This is a genomic window from Marinicauda salina (genome assembly GCF_003122085.1).
GTDB lineage: Bacteria > Pseudomonadota > Alphaproteobacteria > Caulobacterales > Maricaulaceae > Maricicauda_A > Maricicauda_A salina.
The window spans coordinates 351163-372500 of sequence record NZ_QEXV01000003.1 but is presented as its reverse complement, the minus strand read 5'-3'; the positions used below and the strand labels follow the sequence as shown (position 1 = coordinate 372500).

At 67.8% G+C, this 21338-nt stretch carries 17 protein-coding genes, 1 tRNA gene, 2 rRNA genes and 1 pseudogene (1 of these 21 running past the window's edge); 9 read left to right on the top strand and 12 right to left on the bottom strand.

Annotated features, from left to right (window positions below):
- Positions 1–2507 (top strand): 23S ribosomal RNA (locus tag DDZ18_RS07270) (it extends 282 nt beyond the left edge of the window).
- Between the two features lie 85 nt (positions 2508–2592).
- Positions 2593–2707, top strand: a 5S ribosomal RNA gene (rrf, locus tag DDZ18_RS07265).
- A gap of 106 nt (positions 2708–2813) precedes the next feature.
- On the opposite strand, the gene DDZ18_RS07260 is transcribed toward rrf, so the two are convergent.
- Positions 2814–4058 carry a 2OG-Fe(II) oxygenase gene (locus DDZ18_RS07260; RefSeq protein ID WP_109252699.1) on the bottom strand — a complete coding sequence of 415 codons (1245 nt, stop codon included), beginning with the start codon at positions 4056–4058 and terminating at the stop codon, positions 2814–2816.
- Between the two features lie 122 nt (positions 4059–4180).
- On the opposite strand from DDZ18_RS07260, the gene DDZ18_RS07255 reads away from it, so the two are divergent.
- A tRNA-Met gene (locus DDZ18_RS07255) sits at positions 4181–4257 on the top strand.
- Positions 4258–4320: 63 nt separating this feature from the next.
- Here the strand turns inward: DDZ18_RS07255 and DDZ18_RS07250 are convergent.
- The 4 genes from DDZ18_RS07250 to DDZ18_RS07230 form a co-directional block, all read right to left on the bottom strand.
- Positions 4321–4620: a hypothetical protein gene (locus DDZ18_RS07250; protein ID WP_109252698.1), complete on the bottom strand. Its 300-nt coding sequence runs from the start codon at positions 4618–4620 to the stop codon at positions 4321–4323.
- Positions 4621–5105: 485 nt separating this feature from the next.
- A complete protein-coding gene (locus DDZ18_RS07240; protein WP_109252696.1) occupies positions 5106–5384 on the bottom strand; it encodes an acylphosphatase in 279 nt (92 codons plus the stop codon).
- Positions 5385–5567: 183 nt separating this feature from the next.
- The gene (gene ycaC, locus DDZ18_RS07235) at positions 5568–6194 is read right to left on the bottom strand and encodes an isochorismate family cysteine hydrolase YcaC (RefSeq protein WP_109252695.1); all 627 of its coding nucleotides are present in this window, start codon (positions 6192–6194) and stop codon (positions 5568–5570) included.
- 86 nt (positions 6195–6280) lie between these two features.
- The gene (locus DDZ18_RS07230) at positions 6281–7147 is read right to left on the bottom strand and encodes a pirin family protein (RefSeq protein WP_109252694.1); all 867 of its coding nucleotides are present in this window, start codon (positions 7145–7147) and stop codon (positions 6281–6283) included.
- 127 nt (positions 7148–7274) lie between these two features.
- Between DDZ18_RS07230 and DDZ18_RS07225 the strand changes: the two genes are divergently transcribed.
- Positions 7275–8177 carry a LysR family transcriptional regulator gene (locus DDZ18_RS07225; protein WP_109252693.1) on the top strand — a complete coding sequence of 301 codons (903 nt, stop codon included), beginning with the start codon at positions 7275–7277 and terminating at the stop codon, positions 8175–8177.
- 66 nt (positions 8178–8243) lie between these two features.
- Here DDZ18_RS07225 and DDZ18_RS14290 read toward each other — a convergent pair.
- A pseudogene (locus tag DDZ18_RS14290) lies at positions 8244–9183 on the bottom strand (homocysteine S-methyltransferase family protein).
- Between the two features lie 165 nt (positions 9184–9348).
- Here DDZ18_RS14290 and DDZ18_RS07215 point away from each other — a divergent pair.
- A complete protein-coding gene (locus tag DDZ18_RS07215) occupies positions 9349–10308 on the top strand; it encodes an AraC family transcriptional regulator (protein WP_109252692.1) in 960 nt (319 codons plus the stop codon).
- A 134-nt stretch (positions 10309–10442) separates the two neighbouring features.
- On the opposite strand, the gene DDZ18_RS07210 is transcribed toward DDZ18_RS07215, so the two are convergent.
- Entirely contained in the window at positions 10443–10874 is a 432-nt protein-coding gene (locus tag DDZ18_RS07210) for a MarR family winged helix-turn-helix transcriptional regulator (protein WP_109252691.1), read from the bottom strand.
- Between the two features lie 75 nt (positions 10875–10949).
- Between DDZ18_RS07210 and DDZ18_RS07205 the strand changes: the two genes are divergently transcribed.
- Positions 10950–11762 (top strand): amidohydrolase family protein, encoded by an 813-nt coding sequence (locus DDZ18_RS07205; protein ID WP_199241140.1) that lies wholly within the window; start codon positions 10950–10952, stop codon positions 11760–11762.
- On the opposite strand, the gene DDZ18_RS07200 is transcribed toward DDZ18_RS07205, so the two are convergent.
- Positions 11759–12400: a hypothetical protein gene (locus DDZ18_RS07200; RefSeq protein WP_109252690.1), complete on the bottom strand. Its 642-nt coding sequence runs from the start codon at positions 12398–12400 to the stop codon at positions 11759–11761. The two genes, DDZ18_RS07205 and DDZ18_RS07200, sit on opposite strands and share 4 nt — an antisense overlap.
- 300 nt (positions 12401–12700) lie before the next feature.
- Between DDZ18_RS07200 and DDZ18_RS07195 the strand changes: the two genes are divergently transcribed.
- Together DDZ18_RS07195 and DDZ18_RS07190 are read left to right on the top strand one after the other, a co-directional pair.
- Positions 12701–13099, top strand: coding sequence for an Hsp20/alpha crystallin family protein (locus tag DDZ18_RS07195; protein WP_233245752.1), 399 nt, complete (start codon positions 12701–12703; stop codon positions 13097–13099).
- A 339-nt stretch (positions 13100–13438) separates the two neighbouring features.
- Positions 13439–14734 (top strand): DEAD/DEAH box helicase, encoded by a 1296-nt coding sequence (locus DDZ18_RS07190; protein WP_109252688.1) that lies wholly within the window; start codon positions 13439–13441, stop codon positions 14732–14734.
- Here the strand turns inward: DDZ18_RS07190 and DDZ18_RS07185 are convergent.
- Positions 14731–15792, bottom strand: coding sequence for a GlxA family transcriptional regulator (locus DDZ18_RS07185; protein WP_233245751.1), 1062 nt, complete (start codon positions 15790–15792; stop codon positions 14731–14733). The two genes, DDZ18_RS07190 and DDZ18_RS07185, sit on opposite strands and share 4 nt — an antisense overlap.
- 71 nt (positions 15793–15863) lie before the next feature.
- Between DDZ18_RS07185 and DDZ18_RS07180 the strand changes: the two genes are divergently transcribed.
- On the top strand, positions 15864–16964 hold the full coding sequence (locus DDZ18_RS07180) for a class I SAM-dependent methyltransferase (RefSeq protein WP_109252687.1): 1101 nt from the start codon (positions 15864–15866) through the stop codon (positions 16962–16964).
- 18 nt (positions 16965–16982) lie between these two features.
- Here DDZ18_RS07180 and DDZ18_RS07175 read toward each other — a convergent pair whose 3' ends face one another.
- From DDZ18_RS07175 to DDZ18_RS07165, 3 genes are all read right to left on the bottom strand, one after another.
- Positions 16983–18167, bottom strand: coding sequence for a cystathionine gamma-synthase (locus DDZ18_RS07175; protein WP_109252686.1), 1185 nt, complete (start codon positions 18165–18167; stop codon positions 16983–16985).
- A 25-nt stretch (positions 18168–18192) separates the two neighbouring features.
- Complete coding sequence (locus DDZ18_RS07170) at positions 18193–19563, bottom strand: pyridoxal-phosphate dependent enzyme (RefSeq protein WP_109252685.1); 1371 nt, start codon at positions 19561–19563, stop codon at positions 18193–18195.
- A gap of 135 nt (positions 19564–19698) precedes the next feature.
- Positions 19699–21315, bottom strand: coding sequence for a phosphoenolpyruvate carboxykinase (locus DDZ18_RS07165; protein ID WP_109252684.1), 1617 nt, complete (start codon positions 21313–21315; stop codon positions 19699–19701).
- Positions 21316–21338: the final 23 nt, after the last annotated feature.

Sequence of the window (21338 nt, the reverse complement as noted above, 5' to 3'; positions counted from 1 at the left end):
GACCCCCTTAGTAGCGGCGAGCGAACGGGGGCCAGGCCAGTGCTTCTTCGAAAGTCAGCGGAACGATCTGGAAAGGTCGGCCATAGCGGGTGACAGCCCCGTACGCGAAAGCGATCGAAGGAGACTCGAGTAGGGCGGGACACGTGAAATCCTGTTCGAACATGGGGGGACCACCCTCCAAGCCTAAGTACTCCTTGCCGACCGATAGCGAACCAGTACCGTGAGGGAAAGGTGAAAAGCACCCCGACGAGGGGAGTGAAACAGAACCTGAAACCGGGCGCCTACAAGCAGTCGGAGCCCCCATGCGGGGTGACGGCGTACCTTTTGTATAATGGGTCAGCGACTTCGTCTCTCGAGCAAGCTTAAGCCGGTAGGTGTAGGCGCAGCGAAAGCGAGTCTGAATAGGGCGATTTAGTTCGAGGGATGAGACCCGAAACCGAGTGATCTAGGCATGTGCAGGTTGAAGGTGAGGTAACACTCACTGGAGGACCGAACCCACGTATGTTGAAAAATGCGGGGATGACGTGTGCCTAGGGGTGAAAGGCCAATCAAACTCGGAAATAGCTGGTTCTCCGCGAAATCTATTTAGGTAGAGCGTCGCGTGAATACCCTCGGGGGTAGAGCACTGGATGGGCTAGGGGGCCTCACCGGCTTACCAAACCTAACCAAACTCCGAATACCGAGGAGTAATGCGCGGCAGACACACTGCGGGTGCTAAGGTCCGTAGTGGAGAGGGAAACAGCCCTGACCGCCAGCTAAGGTCCCCAAGTCAACGCTAAGTGGGAAACGATGTGGGAATGCTTAGACAACCAGGAGGTTGGCTTAGAAGCAGCCATCCTTTAAAGAAAGCGTAACAGCTCACTGGTCAAGCGCTCCTGCGCGGAAAATGTAACGGGGCTTAAGCGTTGCACCGAAGCTGCGGGCTCGAAAGAGCGGTAGCGGAGCGTTCCGTAAGCCTGTGAAGGGCGATCGCGAGGTCGCCTGGAGGTATCGGAAGTGAGAATGCTGACATGAGTAGCGATAAAGAGTGTGAGAGACACTCTCGCCGAAAGTCCAAGGGTTCCTGCGCAATGCTAATCAGCGCAGGGTAAGCCGGCCCCTAAGGCGAGGCCGAAAGGCGTAGTCGATGGGAACCAGGTTAATATTCCTGGGCCAGCGGGTAGTGACGGATTCCGTAAGTCGTTCATCCTTACTGGATTGGATGGGCGGCGGTGGCGTCCCTGGAAATAGCTCCCGCATTAGACCGTACCCGAAACCGACACAGGTGGACTGGTAGAGCATACCAAGGCGCTTGAGAGAACTCTGTTGAAGGAACTCGGCAAATTACTCCCGTAAGTTCGCGAGAAGGGAGCCTCTGCATCGGGCAACCGGTGTGGAGGGGCACAGACCAGGGGGTGGCGACTGTTTACTAAAAACACAGGGCTCTGCGAAGTCGCAAGACGACGTATAGGGTCTGACGCCTGCCCGGTGCCGGAAGGTTAAAAGGAGGAGTGCAAGCTCCGAATTGAAGCCCCGGTAAACGGCGGCCGTAACTATAACGGTCCTAAGGTAGCGAAATTCCTTGTCGGGTAAGTTCCGACCTGCACGAATGGCGTAACGACTTCCCCACTGTCTCCAACAGAGACTCAGCGAAATTGAATTCTCCGTGAAGATGCGGAGTACCCGCGGTCAGACGGAAAGACCCCGTGCACCTTTACTACAACTTCACAGTGGCATTAGTGATGGCATGTGTAGGATAGGCGGGAGGCTTTGAAACCGGTGCGCCAGCACTGGTGGAGCCATCCTTGAAATACCGCCCTTGCTATCATTGATGTCTAACCGCGATCCGTGAACCCGGATCCGGGACCCTGTGTGGTGGGTAGTTTGACTGGGGCGGTCGCCTCCCAAAGAGTAACGGAGGCGCGCGAAGGTTGGCTCAGAGCGGTCGGAAATCGCTCGTTGAGTGCAATGGCATAAGCCAGCCTGACTGCGAGACTGACAGGTCGAGCAGAGTCGAAAGACGGCCATAGTGATCCGGTGGTCCCGCGTGGAAGGGCCATCGCTCAACGGATAAAAGGTACGCCGGGGATAACAGGCTGATGATGCCCAAGAGTCCATATCGACGGCATTGTTTGGCACCTCGATGTCGGCTCATCGCATCCTGGGGCTGGAGCAGGTCCCAAGGGTTTGGCTGTTCGCCAATTAAAGCGGTACGTGAGCTGGGTTTAGAACGTCGTGAGACAGTTCGGTCCCTATCTGCCGTGGGTGTCGGATACTTGAGAGGAGCTGTCCCTAGTACGAGAGGACCGGGATGGACGCACCTCTGGTGGACCTGTTGTCGCGCCAGCGGCATAGCAGGGTAGCTAAGTGCGGACGGGATAACCGCTGAAAGCATCTAAGCGGGAAGCCCCCCTCGAAACCAGGTATCCCTTGAGAGCCGTGGAAGACCACCACGTTGATAGGCCGGAAGTGGAAGCGCAGCGATGCGTGGAGCGGACCGGTACTAATTGCTCGATCGGCTTGATCTTACGATGCTCATGAACGGCGATCGCTTCGTCCGTCATGAGCCCGCCTGTCAGGACGTCTCTGTGATCTCCGCGTCGAACGCGCCGACCGGGTGGTTATAGCGAGGGGACCCCACCCGTTCCCATTCCGAACACGGCCGTTAAGACCCTCAGCGCCGATGGTACTGTGTCTCAAGGCACGGGAGAGTAGGTCGCCGCCCGGTCCGCCCGTTCGACGCCGAACATGTCCTCCGTTCGACGATGATCAAGATCTTGAAAGCCCTGGCCTCGCGCCGGGGCTTTTTCGCGTCCGGGATCGGCTCGTCCGGTTCAACGCGTCGGGCGCTCGCGCATCCACAGGCTGGCCAGCACCTTCATGCCCGCCCGCACCGGCTCGCCCGCGTGCAGGCTCATCGGGTCGGGCGCGCCGTCGGCGTCAGCGTTCATGAAGGTCAGCGCGTCTCCGCGCCCGCCCGTCCAGGCGACGTCGAGGCGGGGAAAGACCGTCTCGCCGCCCTCGTACTCCTCGTTGAGCTTGACCAGGGTTGTGGCGATGCGCTGGCCGCCGCGCGCGAGATCGGCCGTGCCGGCCCCGCCGTCGTCGGTGATGTAGTCGCAATGGGCGCGATAGGCGTCGCCGGGCCGGTAGGCGAGCACGGCGAGGTATTCGCCCTGCTCGACGGGCAGGGCCGCGAGCGCCGCCATCCGCGCCTTGAAGGCGAACAGCGCGAGATCCATCACGCCGTCCGACAGCGCCGCGCTCAGCGCCTTGCGATGCGGGTCGGGGCGGGTCTCGCCGGTGGTCGGATCAAAGATCACCGCCTCGGCGAGCAGGGGCGCCGCGCCGGCGGCGAGGTAATCGCACAGCGCGGCCGGGAAGGCCTGCGGCCAGCGCATCACGGCCGGCTTCTCGGCGAGCGTCTCGGACGGCGCATCGGCGGCCTCGAAGGCCGACGTCAGGGCGTCGGGCGCCAGCGTGTCGGCGGCGTCGGCCGCGCCCTTCGGGCGCGTCGGCAGGCCGTTCGCCGCAGCGGCCAGCGCGGCGGCGAGGGGGTGGCCGGTCTGCTGCAGCGCCGGCGCCCGGCTCGCCGCGGTCTCCGAAAGCGAACCGGTTTCCGCGCCCCGGCGCAGCAGCGCGGCCACGGCGTGGCCGGATCCGGCTTCGGCGGCGGCCTCGAGCAGGGCGTCGGCGGCGTCGGTCTCGCCGATCATCAGCGCGAGCAGCGCGATCTCGAGGCCGGCCTGGGCGTCGCCGGCGCGGGCCTCCTCGAGGCGATCTGCGATCGCGCCGGCGAGATCCGGCGCGCCGGCGTAGCCGCTGGCGCGGAGATAGGCGCGGTGGCGCCGGAAGGCCGGCGCGTCGGGCGCGGCTGCGAGCGCGTCGGCCGCCCGCGCGCGCGATCCGGTCGGCGCGGCGTCTTCGGCGGCGGCCTGCAGCAGCAATTGCCCGGCGGGCTCGACGCCCTCGCGGACCAGCGAGTCGAGGGTCTCGAGCGTCTCGTCGAGGCGCCCCGCGCGCCAGGCGGCGATCGCGGCGTCGAGGCGCGGACCGGGTTCGGTTTGCGTCATGCTCATCGGCGCGGAGCATAGGCGCCGCGCCGGCCTGCGCAAAGCGTGCGGCGTCGGTTGACGCCCGGCCCGGGGCGTCCTACATACGCCTCCCTTCCGACGGGTCCGCCCGCCGAAGGCCATCCTGATGCGGGGTGGAGCAGCCCGGTAGCTCGTCAGGCTCATAACCTGAAGGTCGTAGGTTCAAATCCTACCCCCGCACCCAAAAAAGACCCGCCAAGCCAATGGCTTGGCGGGTCTTTTGCTTTTCGGGCGAAATGCCGGATGCTTAGCCACTTGAGACGATAAGCGCTGCCACGATGGCCCCGGCAGCACCAACGGCCGCGCCTAGGAACGCTCCTCCGAAGTTGAACAGCCGATCGTGCCGGCGAGCGGACCGCTCTTTACGGCTTTCTTCATCCCGTTTCGCCTCCTCATACTCCTCCGCGCACTCTTCAACGTATTGGAGGACACGGCCCCGCGTGAACGTCATTTCGCCGCCAAAGCGGGGGCTCTCCAGTTGAATCTTATCGTCCAGCGCTCCGTCTTCCTCTTCGGAGGCACGTTGCCGCATATAGGCAAGTCCCATCTCAAGCTCGATAATTCGGAGAGCCAGATAAGTTATTGGGTCGCGCCCAATAGAAGGCATTGATTAGACTTCCCGCCGCCACGTTGGAATCGAGATAGCATAGAACTTTAGATGTCGAAATCTAACAGCTCCACCAACGCCCTCGGATGCGAAGAGCACTTCCGGAGGTGGGATGAGAAGGGCGAGGAATTCGTCCGGATTGCGTTGGCGCGTGGGGATATGCGGGGCCGCAAAGCACAATGCGCACGCGCTTGGCTTGAGCAACGCCAACAGGCGGTTCAAGAGGGTGCCCAGCCGGTCTGGCATGAGACCGGCTGGGGGAAGATCCTCGTGAATGTGGCGAGTAACGCCCTTTCTCACGCGGTTGTCGGCGGCAGCATGCTGCTGCTGGGAGTGCTCATCGGGTTAGCATTCTGAGCCGTGTCACATCCTGCCGATCCTGCTTCAGCGCAGCGCGTCGCTGCGCGCTCCGCCGTCGCCGGGCCTCAGCCGGTGATCTCGAAATCCGCGGCATCCGGATCCGGCTCGACCGTTTCGGTCGCCACCGCCTCGACCTGCGCGGCCGGCGGCCCGTCGTGCAGCGCCCGCACCACGTCGGCGACGGCGCCCTCCTCGCCCATGAGGAGGGCGCGCACGGAGCCGTCGGGTTCGTTGCGCACCCAGCCGGCGACGCCGCGGCGCTCGGCCATGGCCTGCGTCCAGGCGCGGAACGACACGCCCTGGACCCGCCCCGTGATGCGCGCCGCAACAGCGATCTCGGTCATAGGGACCCGTCCTTCGGATTGGCTGAACCACACGGGGCAGCATGCCTTCGGCCAGGCGCGCGGGGCAAACGGGGCGCCCGGGCGCGCCGACCGGTCCGCCTCCGGCGACCGGACCCGCCGGCTGACGGCGCCGGCGGGTCCCTCGTCGCCGCGCGGGGGCGCGGCCGTCGATGGTCGGATCGGCTAGTTCGCCGACTGGTTCGCCTGATAGCTCGAGATCAGGTTGCGGTAGTCGGGAATGTGGTTCGAGAACAGGGTGCCGAGGCCCTCGACGTCATTGCGCCAGTCGCGATGGAGCTCGCAGGCGACGCCGAACCACGTCATCAGCTGGGCGCCGGCCGCGGCCATCCGTTCCCAGGCCGCGTCCCGCGTGATCGGGTTGAAGGTGCCCGAGGCGTCGGTGACGACGAACACGTCGTAACCCTGCTCGAGCGCCGACAGCGCCGGGAACGCGACGCAGACCTCGGTGACGACGCCGGCGATGATCAGCTGCTTGCGGCCCGTCGCCTCGACGGCCTTGACGAAGTCGTCATTGTCCCAGGCGTTGATCTGGCCGGGGCGCGGGATGAAGGGCGCCTCGGGGAAGGTCTCCGTCAGCTCGGGGACGAGCGGGCCGTTCGGCCCGTCCTCGAAACTCGTGGTGAGGATCGTGGGCAGGTCGAAATATTCCGCCAGATCGGCCACGGCCAGCACGTTGTTCTTGAACGTGTCGGGATCGATGTCGCGCACCAGCGAGAGCAGGCCGCTCTGGTGGTCGACGAGCAGGACGGCGGCGTCGTCCTTGTTCAGGCGGTTGTAGGTCGTGGTCATGGTCAGGTTCCTTCTTCGAGGGGAGAGCGCGCCGAGCGCGCGGGAGGCGGAGCCCCGGCCCGTCCGGGCCGGGGCTTCGCTCCGGTCTAGGGCGACGGATCGCCCAGCCGGCCGGATTGGAAGTCGAGCAGTGCCTGCCGGATCTCGGCTTCCGTGTTCATGACGAAGGGGCCGTGTGCGGCGACCGGCTCGTCGATCGGCTCGCCGGAAAGCACCAGCAACTTCGCGTCGTTGTTGGCCTCGACGACGACCTCGCCGCCGGTGCGTTCGAAGCGCACCGTCTGGTCGGCGCGGACGATCCGCTCGCCGTTCACCTCGACCGTGCCGTCGAGCACGGCCAGGGCGAGGGTGCGGCCCTCGGGCGGCGCGAACGTCCAGACGGCGTCCGGGCTCAGCCTGACGTCCCAGATGTCGACGGGCGTGAATGTCCGCGCCGGTCCGGCATGGTCGCCGTAGCGGCCGGCGATGACGCGCACCGCGCCCGCGCCGTCGGGAAGTCCGACCAGGGGGATCTCCGCAGCGTGGAGGGTCTGGTATCCCGGCTCGGACATCTTGTGCTCGGCGGGCAGGTTGACCCAGAGCTGCACCATCTCGAAGTCGCCGCCCTCGGCGGCGAACGTCGCGGAATGGCGCTCCTCGTGGAGGATTCCGGAGGCGGCGGTCATCCACTGCACGTCGCCGGGCCCGATAAGTCCGCCGGCGCCGGTGGAATCGCGGTGCTCCACCTCGCCGCTATAGACGATGGTCACCGTCTCGAAGCCGCGATGGGGATGCTCGCCGACGCCTCTGCGGCGTCGCGTCGACTCGAAGCGGGCCGGGCCGGCGTGGTCGAGCAGCAGGAACGGGCTGACCGCGTCTCCGTCGTGGTGGTGCGAAAGCATGGTCCGAACGGGAAAGCCGTCGCCGACCCAGTGCATCGGCGGCGCGTTCGAGACCCCGAGAATCCGTCTCATGGCGTTTCTCCTTCTCCGGGGCCGCAAAGGGGGCGGCCTCCTTCTGGCGAAACACCTATGAGTGAAACGATGAGAAGAGTAGGCGCATGAATTGACCAGACCGTTCCATTCATGGAACGAATGACGCATGCGGGATCTCAACGACCTCTATTTCTTTGTGCAGGTGGTGGATCACCGCGGCTTCGCGCCCGCCGCCCGCGCGCTCGGCGTGCCGAAGTCCCGCCTGAGCCGGCGGGTCAAGCTGCTGGAGGAGCGGCTCGGCGTCCGGCTGATCCACCGCTCGACGCGCCGCTTCGCCGTCACCGAGCTCGGCGAGGAATACTATCGCCATTGCGTTGCGATGCTCGTCGAGGCGGACGCCGCCGAGGAAGCCATCGAGCGCTCGCGCGCCGAGCCGCAGGGCGTGGTGAAGGTGAGCTGTCCGCCGGCCCTGCTCTGCTTCCAGGCGGGCGACATGATCGCGCGCTACATGGCGGCGAACCCAAAGGTGGACGTGCATCTCGAGAGCACGAGCCGCCGCGTCGACGTCATCGCCGAAGGGATCGATGTGGCGATCCGGGTGCGCTTTCCCCCGCTCGAGGAAAGCGATCTCATCATGCGCGTCCTCGCGCCGAGCACGCAGAGACTGGTCGCCAGTCCGGGGCTCGTCGCGGATTTGCCGCGGCCGCTGACGCTCGACGATCTCGACGCCCTGCCCAGCATGGATTTCGCGCCGGCCCACGGCGAACACCAGTGGCGTCTCGAGGGCCCGAACGGCGCGGAGGCCGCCGTCGCGCATGCGCCCAGGCTGATCACCGACGACATGATCCAGATGCGGCTGGCGGCGCTTGCGGGCGTCGGGGTGGTGCAGCTGCCGATGATGATGGTCGACCGGGATCTCGCGGCCGGCGCGCTTGTCGACGTGCTGCCGGACTGGCGCCCCCGCAGCGGCCTGGTCCACGCGGTGTTCGCATCGCGGCGCGGCCTGCTGCCCGCGGTCAGGGGGCTCATCGACCATCTCGCCGAGGAGTTCGCCGACATCCCCGCCTGACCCGACGCGGGAGTCCGGGCGGGCGCGAGGCCCGCCCGGCACGGTGCGACAGCGCCGTCTCCCGCCTTACGCGGCCTCGGCGCAGGCCCGCGAGATCGCGTCGATATGCCGGTGATCGGTGCCGCAGCAGCCGCCGAGCACGTTGATCCAGGGACAGCGCGCGCGGAGATCGGCGTACTGGCCGCCGAGTTCCTCGGGATCGCCGTCGTCGAGTTCCTCGGCGGCGTCGAGCTCTTCGTGCGACATGCGCGAGGCGTTGGCCCGCACGCCCCGGATGCGGCGCATCCAGTCGGCGTCGGCGAGCGCGTCGAGGAAATGCGTCGGGTGGGCGCAGTTGATCATGTAATAGGCCGGCGCCGGTCGCCGCGTCGACGGCCTCGATGGCCTCGCTGAGCGGCTGGCCCGTCGGCAGCCGGCCGTCCGTCTCGACGGTGAAGGAGATGACCGAGGGCATGTCCGCCGCCGCGGCGGCGCGGGCCAGGCCGATCGCCTCGTTCACATTGGTCATCGTGATCGCGGTGACGAGATCGGCCTCGGTCTCGGCGAAGGTCCCGATCTGGACGGCGTGATAGGCCTGCGCCGCGTCGGGGGTCATGACCTCGCCGGGATCGTAGCCGTCGCCGCGCGGGCCGACGCAGCCGCTGATCGGCATCGGCGAGCGTGCGGTCTCCATCTCCGCGCGGAGCTCCGCGAGCAGATCGATCGCGGCGCGGTTGGCCTCGGCGAGCGCGGCGGGCGAATAGCCCAGCCTTTCGCCCCAGTCGGGGCTCGCCCGCCAGGTGGCGCTCTCCAGGACGAAGCCGACGCCTCGGTCGCGGGCGATGGAGGCGTGGCGGGTGAAGTAGTCCTTCAGGGCCCGGCGGCCGGCCTCCTCGCGCAGGAGGTGGAAAGCCGCGAAATCGGGCAGGTCGAGACCGTCATGGAAGATCAGCGTCGTCTCGATGCCGCCGTCGGTGAGGAAGACGCCGCCGTCGAGCTGGGGCGGCCGGGTTCTGTATTTCGCCATGTTCAAACCAACCTTTCCCGCCGTCTCCGCGTATGCGCGGAGCGGCGTCTCTGTTCTCGGGTCGCGGAGGGTTATAATAATCCATTCAGGGGCGGGGCCGGGAATGCCCGATGCGCCGGAAGTCTTGACCGGTCCGCCGGCGCGCGCGCGCGACGATGGGACGGCATGGAAGCGCTCGACGATCTTCTGGGCGGCATGACGCTCTCAGGCGCGGTGTTTCTCGACGCCGAATTCACCGCGCCCTGGTGCATCGCCTCGAAGGTGGCCGAGACCGATCTCGAGCCCTTCGGCGCCCGTCCGGCGCATCTGATCGCCTATCACTATGTCGTCGAGGGCGCGCTCAGCATCGAGGCCCACGGAGCCCCTCCCGCGACGGCGCGCGCGGGCGACGTGCTGGTCGCGCCACGCAATGACGCGCACGTGCTCGGCAGCGGACCGGGGCTCAAGCCGCTTGACGGCGACTCGCTCGTCGAGCCCGCCGACGCGGAGGGGATTGCACGGATCCGATGCGGCGGGGGCGGCGAGCGCTGCCGGATTCTCTGCGGCTTCCTCGGCGCGGAGGAGGCCGGCCACCCGCTGCTTGAAAGCCTGCCGGTCCTGCTCAAGCTGAGCCTGGACGCGGCCAGCGCCGGCGCCTGGGTCGAGGGCTCCATGCGCTACGCCGCGCGCGAACTCGCCAGCGGCGGCGCCGGCGCCTACGTCAGCCTGAACCGGCTGGCCGAGCTGTTGTTCGCCGAGGCGGTTCGGGAATACATGAGGTCGATGCCGGACGACGCCGGCGGCTGGATCGCCGGATTGCGCGACCCGCATGTGGGCCGGGCGCTCGCGCTCATCCATCGCAGCCCGGACAGCGGCTGGACGCTTGAGACCCTCGCCGCCAAGGCCGGCATCGGCCGCTCGGCGCTGGTCGAGCGCTTCGGTCGCCATGTGGGCGTGTCGCCGATGCGCTACCTGACCCGGCATCGCCTGCGCGCGGCCGCCGAGCGCCTGCGTTCGGGACGCACGTCCGTCGCAGAGGCCGGTTACGCGGCGGGCTATGCGTCCGAAGCCGCCTTCAGCCGGGCGTTCAAGCGCGAGTTCGGCCGCTCGCCCGGCGCCTGGCGCGCCGGAGCCGAGCGGCGGTGAGAGCGCGCCGGGTCGGATCGATCACGCACCTATCGGGGCGGGGTTGCGGGTGATGTCGGAGAGCGCGGCGGCGACGGCCTCGACGACGCGGCGATGGCCGATCTCGCCGCCGTCTGGATCCGCGCCGCCGCCCGTTAGGCGCCGCGAAAGCGCGCGGCCAGACGGTCGAGCGCGGCGGCGAACGCCGCGTCGTCGGTCTCGCGCAGCGCACTGTCGATCGCGGCGTTGATGTCGTTGAAGGGGCCGCGCGCCGCCGCCAGCGCCTCGCTCCCCGCCGCGCTCAGGCGAAGCCGCCAGGCGCGGGCGTCCTCGGCGGCGCGTTCGCGCTCGAGCAGGCCGTCGGCGAGCAAGCGCCGCACCATCGCGGTGACTGCGGACTCGTTGAAGCCCAGCGCGGCGGCGACGGCCTTCTGCGAGACGGGCTGGCGATCGGCCACGAGGGTCAGCACCGCGGCCTGGGCCACCGTGATCCCGGCGGCTTCGACCAGCGCCCGGTCGGCGGTCTTCTTCAACCGGTGGGCGGCGAGCTGGATCTTGTGGAACAGGCGAAGCGAGGATGCGGACATGACGAGCCGTCCAGGGCGATTGCGCGTGGGCGGCCATGATCATATACTTCAATAGTGAAGTGAATGGAGAAAATCATGGGCGCGATCGATGTCTGGGCGCAGCTTCCCACCGAGACGATGGCGCGTCAGCCCTGGATGGAGACGCTGCTGCGCTGGATCGGTCGCGACGCCGACGCGATCCTTCCCACGCCGGAGACCGCCATCGAGACGATGGACGCCGCCGGCGTCGACATCGCGCTTCTCTCGGCCTGGCATGGCCCGGGCGGCCCGCTCATCTCCAACGCCGACGTCGCCGGGGCCGTCGACGCCGCGCCGGAGCGCTTCCGGGGTCTGGCGAGCGTCGATCTCGCCCGGCCCATGGAAGCCGTGCGCGAGTTGCGCGACATCGTCGACGGGACCCGCTTCGTCGGCGTGCGCGCCGTGCCGTGGCTGTGGGGCCTGCCGCCGAATGACCGGCGCTACTATCCCGTCTATGCGGCGTGCGTGGATCTCGGCGTCCCGTTCTGCACCCAGATCGGCCATACCGGACCGCTGAAAAGCTCCGAGACCGGCCGGCTCATTCCCTATCTCGAGGACGTGCTTCTCGACTTCCCGGAACTCGTCGTCGTCGGCGGTCATGTCGGCTTTCCCTGGATCGACGAACTCACGACGCTGACGGTGAAATTCCCGAACTTCCACGTCGACACGTCGGCCTACGCGCTCAAGCGCCTGCCGCCCGATTTCGTCGCGTGGATGAAGGGACCGGGCCGCAGCCGGGTCATGTTCGGGACCAACTACCCGATGCTGGACCCGGGCCAGTGTCTCGCGGGTCTGCCCGGGCTCGGCCTCGACGCCGAGCAGGAAGCAGCCTTCCTGTCCGGCAATGCGCGACGGGTGTTCGGGCTCTAGGCGGCGCGGATCTCGTCGGCGTCGCCGGCCAGGCTGCAGCGCACGAGCGCGGCGACCAGGCGGGGGAAGTCGGCCCGATCCACCAGCTTGGCGAGATCCTCGGCGGAGCTCCCCAGCCCAAGCGCCTTCGCCGCCTCCAGCGCCTTCCTGTCGGCGAACGGATGGAGTTCCTCCCAGACGGCCTGGACCTCGCGGCAGAAGATCGCCGCGCCTGCCTCGCCGATACCCTTGAATTCCTGCAGCAGGCGGATCTCCTGCTTCGGGTCGCGACCGGCCGCCTCGCGCAGCTCGCGCAGATCGCCGTGATATTTCTCGATCAGCAGTTCCGCGGCCTCGCCGATCATGCGCGCATAGCTCTCGTCCATGCGGGCGAAGCCGGCGGCGTTGAGCAGCTTGACGCGGCGCTCCCAGCCCGCCTCGGCCAGCTTGTCCGGCGTCGTCAGGCCGGCGTCGAACAGCGCCTTCGCGCCGGCTTCGGCGAGGCGGTTGCCGATCCGGGTGGAATAGAGGTCCGCGGCGACCAGCCACTGAAACAGGGGCGCGGGCGTGTTCTTCCCGATGGCGACGCCGAGCTCGGCGCAGAAGGTTCGTCCGTGCCGGTCCAGCAGCCTTTCGACGATCGCATTCCGCTCGGCCATGAAAGCCGCCTTTCTCTCGCCGCCGCGCCCGTGTTCGACCGGACAACTCGCCCCAGCGCGCCCCGTTCCGCGGCATCTTGAAGCGGCCGGGGAACGACCCCAGCTCAGGTGCGGTTAACGGAGCGCCAGCCCCGCTCCGCCGCCGCGCTTCGCGGCGAGGACCGTACGACAGGCTGGTTTGGAACAAGGAGGTTCATCATGGCCTTTGGATCCCTGACTCCCTTCACCCGCCGCTCCCGCGCGCCCCGCAGCGCCGGTGAGGACAACCCGTTTTTGAGCTTGCGCCAGGAGATGGACCGCATGTTCGACGACTTCGCGCGCGGCTGGCCGCTGGCGGAGGGCATGACGTCGAACGGCGTCCTGTCGCCGAAGGTCGACGTCTCCGAGACCGAGGAGGGCCTTGAGATCACGGCCGAGCTGCCGGGCGTGGAGGAGAAGGATATCGATCTCGATCTCGCCGATGACGTGCTCACGCTGAAGGCCGAGCACGCGATCGAGCGCGAGGACGAGGAGAAGGGCCGGCGCTACCATGTCGTCGAGCGCGCCCAGGGCGCCTTCATGCGTCAGTTCGCGCTGCCCTTTGAAGTCGACGCCGACAAGGTGAAGGCGAAGTTCAAGAACGGCGTTCTGACGGTGTCCATCCCGAGGGCGGCGTCGGCGGAGAAGCCGGTCCGCCGCATCAAGGTCAACGGCGGATAGCGGTCCGCCCCGCACGCGCCGACCCGAGCCGGCCGCATGCGCGGCCGGCTTTTTTCTTTGCGATTCCGGCGGATGCGCCTTGCTTCGGCCATCAATCGCGTCCATATGGACAACCAGCGCATGAGCCCTGCGCGTAGAAGCGGTGGTTTCCACCCTCAAGCGGGGCTCGATCGGATCGGCCGGAGCAAAGGCTCCTGTTCAAGTCCGGGCGTGAGGGCGGTTCGGGTTTCCGGGCCGCGCCTTCGAACGGCGGCTGATCTGCGCAGACGTCCCATACAGAACGCACAAGGTCGAAGGCCGCGCGGAGGACCGCGCGCCCGGCCTGACGAAAGGTGATTTTTGACCCAATTCAACGATCTCGGCCTCGCCGAGCCGATTCTTCGCGCCGTTACGGCCGAAGGCTATGACACCCCCACGCCGATCCAGGCGAAGACCATTCCCGCCCTGTTGAAGGGCCGCGACGTCGTCGGCGTCGCCCAGACCGGCACCGGCAAGACGGCGGCCTTCGTCCTGCCGCTGCTGCACAAGCTGATGGCCGAGAACAAGCAGGCGCCCGGCCGGAGCTGCCGCGCCCTGGTGCTCGCGCCGACGCGCGAACTCGCCGCCCAGATCGACGCCTCGATCGCGGCCTATGGCCGCCAGACCGGTCTCAGCCACGCCGTCATCTATGGCGGTGTGAAGCCGGGCCCGCAGATCAAGGCGCTCGCCCGCGGCCTCGATATCCTCGTGGCCACGCCGGGCCGGCTGCTCGATCATCTCGGCGCCGGCAAGGCGCGCCTCGACCTGACGACGACAGTCGTCCTCGACGAGGCCGACCAGATGCTCGATCTCGGCTTCATGCCGGCCATCCGCAAGATTCTCGCCGCCGTCGGGACGCCGCGTCAGACGGTGATGTTCTCGGCGACCATGCCGCCGCCGATCCGCAAGCTGGCCGACGACTTCCTGCGCGACCCGGTCACGGTGTCCGTCACGCCGGCCGCCACGCCCGTCGAGCGCATTGATCAGAGCGTGCTCTATGTCGACGCCGGCGCGAAGCGCACCGCGCTCGTCGACCTGCTCGGCGACGCGGCGGGCGAACGCGCCATCGTGTTCACGCGCACCAAGCGCGGGGCCGACCGCGTGGCGAAACATCTCAACCAGAACGGCCACGACGCCGGGGCCATCCACGGCAACAAGAGTCAGAACCAGCGCGACCGCGCGCTCGCCGCGTTCAAGAGCGGCCGCGCGCCGATCCTGGTCGCGACCGACGTCGCCGCCCGCGGCATCGATATCGACGACGTGAAGCTGGTGGTGAACTTCGAGCTGCCGAACGTCGCCGAGGCCTATGTCCATCGCATCGGGCGCACGGCGCGCGCCGGCGCTTCGGGTCGGGCGGTGGCGTTCTGCGCGCCCGACGAACGCAGCCTGCTCGCCGATATCGAGAAGCTCACCGGCGTGCGGATCGCCGGTCTCAACGACGCCCCGCCGCTGCAGCCGGGCGAGGGCGGATCGGCGAAATCGCGCAACCGGAAGGGCAAGCGTTCAGGCCAGGGCGGCGGACGCCCGCAGGCCGGCCAGTCCTCCGGCGGCAAGTCGAGCCGCTCGCGTCGTCGCCGCCGTCGCAACGGCGCGTCCGCCGTCGCCGCGGCCGGCTAGGAAACGGCGACGCCGATCGCGCGATAGCGCTGGCGGTAGCGCGCCGGCGTCACGCCCGTGAGCCGCTTGAACATGCGCCTGAGCGAGGCGGGGTCTTCGTAGCCCACCGCCTCGGCGATGGCGTCCGTCGGTTCGTCGGTGGTCTCGAGCAGCTGCTTGGCCTCTTCGGCGCGCAGGGTCTGGACATAGTCCATCGGCGTGTAGCCGGTCGCAGCCCGGAAGCGGCGCTTGAAGGTGCGCGGGGCGAGGCCGGAGGCCTCGACCATCCGGGCCACCGCGTTCGGCAGGGCGTAATTGTCCGCGATCCAGACCTGGCTTTCCATGATCGCCGCGTCGTCGTGATCGCGCGGCCGCGACATCGCGGCGAACGGCAACTGTCCGTCGCTGCGGTCGCCCAGCACGAACACCTTGGCGATGTGGATCGCCGCCTCGCGGCCGCACCAGCGCGCGATGAGATAGAGCGCGAGATCGGCCCACGCCGCCGAGCCGCCGCTGGTGACGATGCGGTGTTCGGGACCGGCGGGGCAGAGCACCCGTTCGGGGTGGAGCCGGACCGCTGGATAGAAGCGCGCGAATATGTCCCGTGCGCTCCAGTGCGTCGTCGCCTCCAGACCGTCGAGCAGGCCGGCCTCGGCGAGCATCACCGATCCCGTGCAGACCGAACAGATCATCGCGCCGGCCTCCGCCTGGGTTCTGAGCCAGGCGCACTCTTCCAGCCAGCGGCCCGCGGGCTCGCGCTCGATCCCGAGGTCTCCGACGATGACGACATCGAAGCGCGATCCGGCGTCGAAGCGCTCGTCCGGGGCGATCGGCGCCCCGGTCGGGCAGCGGAAGGTGTCGGTCCGCGTCGACACGACGACCGGGCGCATCCGGCGCTCGCCGCTCGGCTCGCCGGTGAGGTCGTCCCAGGCGTGACCGACGGCGCCCAGCACTTCCTGCAGACCGTACAGGACCGCCGCCGAACTCTCCGGCGCGGCCAGCAGCGCCACGGAGACGGGCGGGGCGGTCGTCATGTCCTCCATGCGCGCATTTGGCACGATCGGCTCGTTTTTGTCCATTTCCGGACTTCCGGCGCGCCGGCCCGGCGCTAGGGTCCGCTGCGACGACAATCGGAAGAAGGCAAAACCCCATGAGCGTCTCCTCCCCCCAGACCCTCGACCGCTTCGACGAACCGCGCGCCGAGGCCTTCAGCGAGAAAATCGCCGGCATGCTCAACGCGGGCGCCGTGACCGCCATGATGGCGATCGGGCACCGCCTCGGCCTGTACGACGTGATGAGCGGCATGGCGCCGGCGACCAGCGCGGATATCGCCGCGCGCGCCGAGCTGTCGGAGCGCTATGTGCGCGAATGGCTCGCCGTGATGACGATGGGCGGGATCGTCGACTACGATCCGGTCTCCAAGACCTACGCGCTGCCCGCCGAGCACGCCGCCTGCCTGACCCGCGAGGCGCCGCTCGGCAATCTCGCCGTCTACGCCCAGATGGTCGGCTTCATCTCGTCGGTCCAGGACAAGCTCATCGCCTGCTTCGAGACCGGCGAGGGCACCACCTACGATGATTATCCCTGCTTCCACCAGGTGATGGCCGAGGACAGCGCCCAGACCATCATCGCGGGACTCTTCGACGTCATCCTGCCGCTGGTCGACGGGCTGGCCGATCGCCTCGAGGCGGGGATCGACGTGCTCGACGCCGGCTGCGGCCGGGGCCAGGCGCTGATCGCGATGGCGGCGAAATACCCGAACAGCCGCTTCGTCGGCTACGATCTCTGCGCCGATGCGATCGATCACGCCGACGCCGACGTCCGCGCGCAGGGCCTCGACAACATCCGGTTCGAGCAACGCGACCTCTCGACCTACGACGAGGTCGATCGTTTCGACTTCATCACCTCGTTCGACGCGATCCACGACCAGAAGGATCCCCAGGACCTGCTCCGCCGTCTCCATCGCGCCTTGCGGCCGGGCGGCGTCTACCTGGTTCAGGATATCGGCGGGTCCGCGCACCTGGAGCAGAACTACGACTTCCCCATGGCCGCCATGCTCTACGCCATTTCCTGCGCGCACTGCATGCCGATCTCGCTCGGCCAGGGCGGCGAGGGGCTCGGCACGATGTGGGGCTGGGAGACCGCCGAGGCGATGCTCGGCGAGGCCGGTTTCGTCCAGGTCGAACGCCGTTCGCTCGAGCACGATCCGATGAATGTCTGGTTCGTCTCGCGCAAGGCGGCCGAGGCCTGACCGGTTTCGGCGGAAACCCTATTCGGCGGCCCTGAGCGCCGCCCCGGCGGCGTCGAGCGCCTGTTCGAGATCGCCGATCAGGTCGCCGGCGTCCTCGATGCCCACCGACAGCCGCACCAGCCCGTCGTCGATCCCGAGCGCGCGGCGCGCCTCGGGGTCGACGCTGGCGTGCGTCATGATGGCGGGATGCTCGACGAGCGACTCCACGCCGCCGAGCGATTCCGCCAGCGAGAACACCGACAGGCTCTCCAGGAAGGCGCGCGAGGCGGGCAGGCCGCCCTTCAGCGTCGCCGTGATCATGCCCCCGAAGCCGCGCATCTGCTTGGCCGCGACGGCGTGCTGGGGATGGTCTTCGCGGCCGGGATAGAGCACGCGCTCGATCTCGTCGCGTTCTGCGAGCCAGTCGGCGATGCGCGCGGCGTTCTGGCAGTGGCGCTCCATGCGCACGTGCAGCGTCTTGGTCGAGCGCAGCAGCAGGAAGCAGTCCCACGGCGCGGGAATCGCGCCGACGGCGTTCTGGATGTAGCGCAGCCGATCGGCCAGCGCGTCGCTGTCGGTGACGAGCGCGCCCATCACCAGGTCGGAATGCCCGCCGAGATACTTCGTGCAGGAATGGCTGACGATGTCGGCGCCGAGCGCGAGCGGGTTCTGCAGGAAGGGAGAGGCGAAGGTGTTGTCGACCACCGACAACGCGCCGTGTTCCTTCGCCAGAGCGCAAACGGCCTCGATGTCGATCACCTTGAGCGTCGGGTTGGTCGGCGTCTCCAGCCAGACCAGCTTCGTCTTGTCGGTGAAGGCGTCGCGCGTCGCATCGAGATCGGTCATGTCGACGCGCGTGAACTCGACGCCGAGCTGCGAGAACACGTTGTTGAACATGCGGAACGTGCCGCCATAGACGTCGTCGCACAGCAGCACGTGGTCGCCGGTCTTCAAAAGATGGATGCAGGCCGCCAGCGAGGCGACGCCCGAGGCGAAGGCGATCCCGTGCGCGCCGCCCTCGAGGCTGGCCAGATTGTCCTGCAGGGCCGTTCGCGTCGGGTTCGCCGACCGCGAATAGTCATAGTTTTCTATGAACTTGCCGGGGCTTTCCTGAACATAGGTCGAGGTCTGGTAGACCGGCGTCATGATGGCGCCGGTCGTGGGATCCGGGCGCTGGCCGGCATGGATGGCGCGCGTGGCGAATTGGCTGTTGTTCCGGCTCATGATCCGAACCCCGTGATCTGACGCTTCAGTGCGGCCGCTTGGCCATGTGTTCGATGAGATCGATCTGCGAGACGACGCCCATCACCGCGCCGCCGTCGACGACGACGGCCACATGGCCGGCGTCGAAAATGTGGAACAGCTCCTCGAGCCGGGCGCGGGGATAGACGACGCCGGCGATCTTGCCCGCCGCGTCGGTGATCGGCGAGTCGAGCTTGAGTCGTCCCGCGCGCAGCCCGTTTAGGATATCCGCCTCGCGCACGATCGAGGTGAGGCTGCCCGAGTCGATCACCGGCACCTGGGAGACGCCGTGTTCGCGCATCAGTGTGATCGTGTCGCCGACGGTGGCGTCTCCGTCCACGGTGATCGGCGACATGTTGCTCGCGCCGAGCACGTCCTGGACGAGTCCGAGATCGGGGCCCTCCTCGAGGAATCCGTGTTCGGCCATCCACTTGTCGGAGAGGAATTTCGACACGTAGCGGCTGCCCGAGTCGCACAGCGTGACGATGATCGTCTGGTCGGGGCGCATCGTCTTCGCCAGCTCGACGGCGGCGTGGACGATCGAGCCCGAGGACCCGCCGGCGAACAGGCCTTCCTCGCGCACGAGCCGGCGGGCCATGTCGAAGGATTGCTTGTCGTTGACCTGGACCATGTCGTCGACGGCGGAGAAGTCCATCGCCTCGCACTTGATGTCCTCGCCGATCCCCTCGACGGCGTAGACATAGGCGGTCGGCAGCTTCCCGGTCTTGAACAGCGTGTAGTGGACCGAGCCGAGCGGATCGACGCCGACGATCTTCACGTTCGGCGCGTGCTCCTTGAGATAGCGTCCGACGCCGGACACGGTCCCGCCGGTGCCGGTCCCGCCCATGAAGACGTCGAACTTGCCGCCGTCGGTCTCCTCGTAGATCTCGCGGCCGGTGAGGTGGTAGTGCGCCTCGATGTTCCACTGCGAATGGTACTGGTCGACATAGAAGGCGCCGGGCGTCTCCTGGGCGATGCGCTTGGCCCGGTTGACGTAGTGCTCGGGCGAATCGCCGGGCACGTCGGTCGGGGTGACGATCACCTCCGCGCCGAAGGCCTTCATCATGTCGATCTTCTCGCGGCTCATCTTGTCGGGCATCGTGAAGATGCACCGATAGCCCTTCACCGCCGCTGCCATCGCGAGCGCCTGGCCGGTGTTGCCCGACGTGTTCTCGACGATGGTCCCGCCGGGCTTCAGCAGGCCGGCCTTCTCGGCCTGCTCGATGATGTAGGGGCCCATCCGGTCCTTGATCGACCCGGTCGGGTTCATGAACTCGCACTTGGCGAGGATCGTCGCGCCGCCTTCCGGGGCGACTCGGTTGAGCCGGACCAGCGGCGTGCCGCCGATCGCGTGGAGAATGTCGGGTTTCGCGTCCATCGATCCGCACCGCTCGCAATGCCGCGCAGGCCCCGCGCCCGCGCTTCGGCCGTTTGCGGATCAGGCATAAATTAGCCGGCCCGGACGCGCCAGTCTCGCGTCGGGCGCGGCGTTCACGAGGCCGTGGGCCGCCAACTATTCGGCGGCGAGCTTGGCCTGTTCCGGATTCGGAGCGGCGGCGCGCACATAGGGCGCGACGTGATCCTCGAACTTCTCGAAATTGGCGATGAACATGTCGGCGAGCTTCTCGGCCTGCGCGTCGAAGGCGGCCTGGTCGCTCCAGGTCGAACGCGGGTCCAGGATCGAATCGTCGAGGCCTTCGACCGAAACCGGAACGGCGAAGCCGAACACGGGATCGGTGCGGAAGGCCGCCCCGGCGAGCGAGCCGTCGAGCGCGGCGTTGAGCAGCTTGCGCGTGGCCGCGATCGGCATGCGTTCGCCGACGCCGTAGGCGCCGCCGGTCCAGCCGGTGTTGACCAGCCAGCAATCCACCGAGTGCTCGGCGATGAGGTCGCGCAGCAGCGCGCCGTACTCGGCGGGATGGCGCGGCATGAAGGGCGCGCCGAAGCAGGTCGAGAAGGTCGCCGACGGTTCGGTGACGCCCTTCTCGGTGCCGGCGACCTTCGCCGTGTAGCCCGACAGGAAGTGATACATCGCCTGGGCCGGGGTGAGCTTGGCGATCGGCGGCATCACGCCGAACGCGTCGCAGGTCAGCATGACGATGTTCTTCGGATGCCCGCACACGTTCTTGTCGCAGGCGTTGGGGATGTAGTGCAGCGGATAGGCGCCGCGGGAATTCTCCGCCAGCGAGGCGTCGTCGAGATCGAGTTCGCGCGTGACCGGATCCATCACGACGTTCTCGAGCACCGTGCCCCACATCTTCGTGGTGGCGTGGATCTGCGGCTCGGCCTCGGCCGACAGCCGGATCATCTTGGCGTAGCAGCCGCCCTCGAAATTGAAGAGCCCGTTCTCCGACCAGCCGTGCTCGTCGTCGCCGATCAGCTTGCGTTCCGGGTCGGCCGACAGCGTCGTCTTGCCCGTGCCCGACAGGCCGAAGAAGACCGCCGGATCATCGGCCTTCCCGACATTGACCGAGCAGTGCATCGGCATGACGCGCTTCTCGGGCAGCAGGTAGTTGAGGATCGTGAAGACCGACTTCTTCGTCTCGCCGGCGTAGGAGGTCCCCCCGATCAGCACCAGCCGCTCGGAGAAGTTCACCGCGATGACGGTCTCCGACCGCGTGCCGTGGCGCTCGGGGTCGGCGCGGAAGCTCGGCAGGTTCACGATCGTGAATTCGGGCGCGAAGTCGGCCAGTTCGGCGGCGTCGGGGCGGCGCAGCAGGTGCCGGATGAACAGCGAATGCCAGGCCAGTTCCGTGACGACGCGCACCGGCAGGCGGTGGGTTTCGTCGGCGCCGCCGAACAGCTCCTGGACGAACAGCTCCCTGTCGGCCATGTGCGCGCGCATGTCCGCCCACAGCGCCTGGAAATGCTCCGGCGACATCGCCGCGTTGAAGTCCCACCACACGGTGTCCTCGGTCGCGGCGTCGCGGACGGTGAACTTGTCGCGGGCCGACCGGCCCGTGTGCTGACCGGTCTTCACCACCAGCGGTCCGCCCTTGGCGACCTCGCCTTCGCCCCGGCGGACGGCTTCCTGGTAAAGCGCGGCCTCCGTCCAGTTGACGTTGAGCCGGGCGGCGTTCGTCACGCCGAGATCGCTGAGATCGCGGGTGTTCACCATTCCGTCGGGCATGATTCCCCCCAAAGACCGCGGGT

Coding starts and splice junctions, on each gene's coding strand:
- DDZ18_RS07260 (WP_109252699.1), bottom strand. CDS start 4,058: ATGAGCATGACGCAAACCGAACCCGGTCCGCGCCTCGACGCCGCGATC.
- DDZ18_RS07250 (WP_109252698.1), bottom strand. CDS start 4,620: ATGGGACTTGCCTATATGCGGCAACGTGCCTCCGAAGAGGAAGACGGA.
- DDZ18_RS07240 (WP_109252696.1), bottom strand. CDS start 5,384: ATGACCGAGATCGCTGTTGCGGCGCGCATCACGGGGCGGGTCCAGGGC.
- ycaC (WP_109252695.1), bottom strand. CDS start 6,194: ATGACCACGACCTACAACCGCCTGAACAAGGACGACGCCGCCGTCCTG.
- DDZ18_RS07230 (WP_109252694.1), bottom strand. CDS start 7,147: ATGAGACGGATTCTCGGGGTCTCGAACGCGCCGCCGATGCACTGGGTC.
- DDZ18_RS07225 (WP_109252693.1), top strand. CDS start 7,275: ATGCGGGATCTCAACGACCTCTATTTCTTTGTGCAGGTGGTGGATCAC.
- DDZ18_RS07215 (WP_109252692.1), top strand. CDS start 9,349: ATGGAAGCGCTCGACGATCTTCTGGGCGGCATGACGCTCTCAGGCGCG.
- DDZ18_RS07210 (WP_109252691.1), bottom strand. CDS start 10,874: ATGTCCGCATCCTCGCTTCGCCTGTTCCACAAGATCCAGCTCGCCGCC.
- DDZ18_RS07205 (WP_199241140.1), top strand. CDS start 10,950: ATGGGCGCGATCGATGTCTGGGCGCAGCTTCCCACCGAGACGATGGCG.
- DDZ18_RS07200 (WP_109252690.1), bottom strand. CDS start 12,400: ATGGCCGAGCGGAATGCGATCGTCGAAAGGCTGCTGGACCGGCACGGA.
- DDZ18_RS07195 (WP_233245752.1), top strand. CDS start 12,701: ATGTTCGACGACTTCGCGCGCGGCTGGCCGCTGGCGGAGGGCATGACG.
- DDZ18_RS07185 (WP_233245751.1), bottom strand. CDS start 15,792: ATGGACAAAAACGAGCCGATCGTGCCAAATGCGCGCATGGAGGACATG.
- DDZ18_RS07180 (WP_109252687.1), top strand. CDS start 15,864: ATGAGCGTCTCCTCCCCCCAGACCCTCGACCGCTTCGACGAACCGCGC.
- DDZ18_RS07175 (WP_109252686.1), bottom strand. CDS start 18,167: ATGAGCCGGAACAACAGCCAATTCGCCACGCGCGCCATCCATGCCGGC.
- DDZ18_RS07170 (WP_109252685.1), bottom strand. CDS start 19,563: ATGGACGCGAAACCCGACATTCTCCACGCGATCGGCGGCACGCCGCTG.
- DDZ18_RS07165 (WP_109252684.1), bottom strand. CDS start 21,315: ATGCCCGACGGAATGGTGAACACCCGCGATCTCAGCGATCTCGGCGTG.